Consider the following 4,660-nt stretch of genomic DNA (forward strand, 5'->3'; position numbering starts at 1 on the left):
GTACTTTTTATTATTAATTAAGTTGAGGTGTGTACCAATGAAAAAACAATTTAATAACCAAAACCGTATGTTAGAAAGTTTTGGTGATCAATTTCTTGTGATTTGCCCAAATTGCAGTAAACAAGCAAAAGTTTTATCACTTGGAGAACATYAACCTTATCAAATAGACGTAACTAAAAGATTTACTTGTTTACATTGCGGATTAACTAAGGATATTGTACCGAAGAAAAATAACTTCAACCAAAACAAAATATCATATGAGAAGACTTTTAAAGAAGGTTTTATTAACATTGGGGGAGCATTTGATTGGTATTTTGGATATCCTCTTCTCTTACAAATTCCTTTCCGGGAACATATTTTGTGGGCATATAACCTTGAGCATCTTCAATATCTCAAAAACTATATTGAAGCCGAACTAAGAGAAAATCATCCGTATTACCTTAGCGTGGAAAGTAGGTTACCTTTATGGATGAAGTCAGCTAAAAACCGGGATTTAATTCTTAAAGTAATTAAAAAGTTAGAACAAAAGATAATATAAAAATAATATGGGTCGACTTATTTAATTGCTTAAGAATCTTCTCTTATTCAACTAACGGGTGCTTTAGTAAAAATCCTTGGGCTGCTTTGGTAGCCCTTTTTTCTTTTTCAGCTAACGGGGCATGTTAGCGAAAGAATAACTTTTATCTTATCCTAAAATAAATATTAAAAGAGGCATTTAAAGTGGTTAATATTTTTGTAGTTGTTTGGGTTGTAATAACATTACCCATTTTTTTATCTGTCGTTTTTGGGATTTTTAAACCGATTGTAAATGCTGATGCTACTGGTATAAGTATGATTATTATTGCTTTATTAGTTGGTGTCTTGGATGCTTATATTGGAGTTAAATTAATTGAAAAGAAAATTCGACCTTGGCTAGAAAAGCGAAAAAGATAAACATTTTTCTTATTGAACTAACGGGGCAGGTTAGTTGAATAAGAACGAAGGATATTGAGGAGGGCTTTATATGAATTTTCCAACTGAATTAGACGGTGCTAAGGTAATACTTATCACTACAAATTCTGTTTCTAATCAATATGGGATAGTTGGAACAATCAACGATATAAACGAGATAATTGATGAATTATCTATTACTGCTATTGCTATCTGCCAGTATGAAGGAAGTAAAGAGTTTTACTTATTCTCTTGTGATGCAGAATGGGAAGTAATAGGAGACACAGTTTATTACACCTTTAAGGAAGCAATAGAGAGTGCTATGAAAGATTACAATGTAAAAGAAAATGATTGGCTGATTATATAGTCTTCTTCAACTAACGGGGCAGGTTAGTTGAACAAGAATGCTAAATTGAATTAATTGTAAAGAGGCTAAATTGGGGAGTGAAACATGAATATAATCCTTTGGCTTGTAAATGCTGTTATGTTATTTGGTATTTGGTTGTTTGCTTCTGTCTTTCTGTCGACAGGGGATGAATGGTGGTCCTTATACACTTTTAATATGGAGGAAATATCTCCTTTCAATCTAGAAATATCTTGGCTAAAAGTCTTTATATTTGGATTCATTTCTTTGGTAATTTCTTTCTTCCTTGTAAAGATAACTTCAGTAAAAAAATAGCAACTTATTTCTTCTTCAACTAACGGGTGCTTTACTTCATTAAGGAGTGAAGCCTTTTTTCTTATTGAACTAAAGGGGCAGGTTAGTTCAATAAGAGTGAAACCATTTTTTTGGAAGAACGTAAAAATACATAAGATGAGGGGGAAAAGATTTGAAGAAATTAAATTTCGCACTAATGTTACTTATGCTTCTTGCAATGACAGTTTTATTAGCCTATGATTTTTTTTCGCCGTTCAACAACTTAATAATCATTCCAAAACCATTGCTTATCACTTTGATAATTATTATTGTGTTAGCTAGTATTTTTTCTAATAGAATCCAAAAAGAGGACTCCATGGAAATATTACGTTATCAAATCATTACCTTACTGTATCTGTTTATGTTAGTCGTTTTATTTACTATCTTAGGTGGATCTTCACACATAGGAATTACTTTAAGAAACCCACTATTATGGATTGTCATCGCTATTAGTGTTTTTGAGATATTCCAACAAAAGAAAAAACTGAAGTTAGCGAATTAAATGTTCTTCGGGTGCTTTACTTCATTAAGGAGTGAAGCCTGTTTTCTTATTGAACTAACGGTGCAGTTTAATAAAATAAAATGGGGGTGAATTTTTGAAAAGAAACAAAGTAATAATTTTCATTATATCTGTGATTTTTTTATTGTGCTTAGTGTGGATTTTATTTCCTAATAAAAGTGCAGAAGTAAAAAGTTTCATCTATGAGATAGAGGAAAACAATGACGAACTTATTATTGAAGTTAACTATCAATTCACTAACAATACAGGCAATTTTAGTTATGTAACTATTGTTTTAGACAGTTTTTTTTATGAACGACTTAAGAATCCAGAATCTATTGAACCCATTTTTTTAAACGGTGTAGTATCTGGTTCTACAAGAATAATTATTAACAAAGAGGACTTAACTTCAGACTTTATTGAATCGTTAAAATCAAAGGAAAGAAATCCTTTTCGTGCTATAAGTATAGGTGAAGAAATTAGTTTGTAATAACTTAACTAACGGGTGCTTTAGTAAAAAAAACTGTCAAATAAATGCGCTTGGCGATACATTTCCAAGCACATTTTTCTATACAAATTCAACCAATAACTTTAAATATTGCCTTCTTATTCAACTGACGCAGCAGGTTAGTTAAAGGTGATTTTTCAAACAATATCGAAGGTAATGTAAGAAGGCAATTTTTAATAAAGGGAGGTAATTAATTTTGAGAATAAAATTTTTATTTTTAATATTAATTTCGTTATCACTTTTTGTAGGGTGTTCGAACAACAATAATGAAGGTAATGTCAAAGATAGTGAGAGTTACGGAGAGATCAGAGCAGTTGTAGGGAATTACATCGATGAGGAAGGATGGGATTATTCCAAAGAAGACTGGGAAAGTGCATCAATAAAGAAAACGATTGCTGATGATAGGTATAAAACTTTAGATGAAAATTATATTGGCAAAGAAATATTAATTGTTACTTTAGAAGATGCAATAGCTTCACCATCAATATTTGTTGACCCTAACACCAATAAGGTAATTGGGCATATGCCAGGTGAATAAATATGGTTTTTCTTCTTCAACTAACGGGGCAGTTTAGTTTAATAAGCAAAATGGATTTATGCTTATTTTAAATAGAAAATTTATTTAAAATTGGAACCTCAATTGTTTCAAATGTATTAAAGTAAAGCAGCAGTTTAGTTCAATAACCAGTTTAATGAGAACGACTTAGTGATAATACTAAAACAATTCAGACTGTATGGGAGGTAACTTATGAAAAATTTATTTTTAGCAATTTTAGGGGCAGTAGTAATGTGGTTAGTACTCAGTTTCATTACAAAAGATTTTGAAATGATTTCTTTAACTACACTTATTATTGGTATTGTGCTTGGATTTGGGATTGGTAAGAAAGAGAAAGAAACTTCAGAGTAACAGATTTTTTGATTGTTTGAGGGTACATACTAAAGGACTAACGATTCTTTTTGTCATTAACGATATTTAACTAACGGGTGCTTTAGTTGAAGAGCATTTGGTTGCTTAGGCGGATCATTTTCTTATTGAACTAACGGGGTAGTTTAGTTGAATAAGGATGTGGAGAAAATAATAAGAAATTAGGGGTAAAAATTATATGAACTTATTTGTTAGTACAGATAGTTTAAATGCTCTTCCTTCCCGTAACGAGTTAAAAGAGGTGATGTGGGAAAATGCTAATAATATTTCTCACGCTTTTGATTTAAAAGAATTCAACTGCCTGATGTTATCTTGGGATAAATGGCTAGATGATAACAGATGGAGGGGGTTAAACAAATCGTTTGAACATATTAATTTTGAAATCACTAAAGAAAATGGAGTCTTCGTTAATATTGCAGATGATGCTTTATTTGTAGATAAGCGTGCATTTTATRAAGGAATAATATTTATTTGTGAGAAAACAAGTGGAAAAATCAGTACGGATGAATTAGTTTGGCACCAACCAAATGAGTTCAGATTAAAATTTAAAAGTTACCTAGAATGCTCATTTAATGAGGCTGTGGAAAAGAGTTTTCTGGAATTAACTTCTTAACTAACGGGTGCTTTAGTAAAGGATTACAGGCTGCATTTAGTAGCTCTTTTTTCTTATTCAACTAAAGCTAAGCAGCAGGTTAGTAAAAGGAAGTAATGATAATTGAATGTACAGAATATGATTTGATTTTCTGAACAATTTTTTAGGGAGGTATGAACATAAATGGATTCAGCTCATATAGTAAATAAATTAAAGGAAAAAGGTGTGGAGTTTACAATAGGATTAAAGGAAAAAGAAATAGATGAAATAGAGAAATTATACAACATTCAGTTACCACCAGACTTAAAAGAATTCATTATGTTTGCCTTACCTATATCGAAAGGATTTGTAAACTGGATCGATAAAAGTAAAGAAAATATTGAAAGCATAACTAACCGATTGAACTGGACATTAGAAGGCATTATTTTTGATATTGAACATAATGATTATTGGTTGAGTGATTGGGGAAAAAAGCCTTCCTCATTAATAGATGCAGTAAATATTGCTAC

Annotated in this window: 9 protein-coding genes; all 9 read left to right on the forward strand. The window is 30.9% G+C overall.

Annotated features, from left to right (window positions below; all coding sequences use genetic code 11):
- A partial coding sequence (locus AC1DSB_RS14665; RefSeq protein WP_477586974.1) for a hypothetical protein occupies window positions 1–538 on the forward strand: 538 nt, incomplete at its 5' end.
- A gap of 182 nt (window positions 539–720) precedes the next feature.
- The gene (locus tag AC1DSB_RS14670; RefSeq protein WP_477533357.1) at window positions 721–933 is read left to right on the forward strand and encodes a hypothetical protein; all 213 of its coding nucleotides are present in this window, start codon (window positions 721–723) and stop codon (window positions 931–933) included.
- Between the two features lie 70 nt (window positions 934–1,003).
- On the forward strand, window positions 1,004–1,297 hold the full coding sequence (locus AC1DSB_RS14675; protein WP_477533356.1) for a hypothetical protein: 294 nt from the start codon (window positions 1,004–1,006) through the stop codon (window positions 1,295–1,297).
- Between the two features lie 463 nt (window positions 1,298–1,760).
- Complete coding sequence (locus tag AC1DSB_RS14680; RefSeq protein ID WP_477586975.1) at window positions 1,761–2,129, forward strand: hypothetical protein; 369 nt, start codon at window positions 1,761–1,763, stop codon at window positions 2,127–2,129.
- Window positions 2,130–2,223: 94 nt separating this feature from the next.
- Window positions 2,224–2,616, forward strand: coding sequence for a hypothetical protein (locus tag AC1DSB_RS14685; RefSeq protein WP_477533365.1), 393 nt, complete (start codon window positions 2,224–2,226; stop codon window positions 2,614–2,616).
- Window positions 2,617–2,830: 214 nt separating this feature from the next.
- The gene (locus AC1DSB_RS14690) at window positions 2,831–3,172 is read left to right on the forward strand and encodes a hypothetical protein (RefSeq protein ID WP_477586976.1); all 342 of its coding nucleotides are present in this window, start codon (window positions 2,831–2,833) and stop codon (window positions 3,170–3,172) included.
- 210 nt (window positions 3,173–3,382) lie between these two features.
- The gene (locus AC1DSB_RS14695) at window positions 3,383–3,541 is read left to right on the forward strand and encodes a tRNA U-34 5-methylaminomethyl-2-thiouridine biosynthesis protein (protein ID WP_477533450.1); all 159 of its coding nucleotides are present in this window, start codon (window positions 3,383–3,385) and stop codon (window positions 3,539–3,541) included.
- A gap of 196 nt (window positions 3,542–3,737) precedes the next feature.
- Window positions 3,738–4,172, forward strand: a complete 435-nt coding sequence (locus AC1DSB_RS14700) for a hypothetical protein (protein ID WP_477586977.1) — start codon at window positions 3,738–3,740, stop codon at window positions 4,170–4,172.
- 162 nt (window positions 4,173–4,334) lie between these two features.
- Window positions 4,335–4,660 (forward strand): SMI1/KNR4 family protein (locus AC1DSB_RS14705; RefSeq protein ID WP_477586978.1); only part of this gene is annotated, 326 nt, incomplete at its 3' end.

The organism is Paenisporosarcina sp. P4_E4_2, from assembly GCF_056401595.1.